The sequence below is a fragment of the Liquorilactobacillus satsumensis DSM 16230 = JCM 12392 genome (genome assembly GCF_001435195.1).
Lineage (GTDB): Bacteria > Bacillota > Bacilli > Lactobacillales > Lactobacillaceae > Liquorilactobacillus > Liquorilactobacillus satsumensis.
In genome coordinates, this window is the sequence record NZ_AZFQ01000027.1 from 1 (window position 1) to 583 (window position 583).

1 protein-coding gene is annotated in these 583 nt (G+C 35.8%); it reads left to right on the forward strand.

Features of this window, described 5'->3' with window-relative positions; all coding sequences use genetic code 11:
* Window positions 1–54: 54 nt before the first annotated feature.
* Window positions 55–583: IS6 family transposase (locus FD50_RS03730; protein ID WP_187328399.1), on the forward strand; the 529-nt coding region annotated here is incomplete at its 3' end.

A 583-nucleotide genomic window follows, 5' to 3' on the forward strand; every position in this document is an offset into this window, starting at 1 on the left:
TTTTCAGGTAAACTTATTTTGAGTATAATTAGCCTAAAAAGCGAGGTAGCGATGATGGAAAATTATTTTAAAGGGCGACATTTCCAAAAAGATATTATTTTGGTAGCCGTTGGCTACTATTTTAGATTCTCATTAAGCTACCGTGATGTGGTTGAAATTTTGCGTGACCGTGGAATTATTATTCATCATACAACCGTCATGCGCTGGGTTCACCATTACGGGCCACTATTCAAATTATTATGGCGAAAACAGCGAGATACTCATAGTCAAAGCTGGCGAGTTGATGAAACCTATATTAAAATCAAAGGTCGTTGGCATTACTTCTATCGAGCCATTGATAGTCATGGATTAACACTAGATTTTGAGTTACGTAAACATCGTGATTATCAATCCGCCTATCATTTTTTGAAACGTTTATTGACGACCTATGGTCGTCCCGATTGTCTGGTTACTGATCAATATGCTGGCACTTTAAAGGCTATTAAACAAGTAATTAAAGATGGCTTATTGGTGAAAGCAAATCACCAATGTTCTAAATATCGTAATAATTTGATTGAACAAGATCATCGGTTAATTAAACACG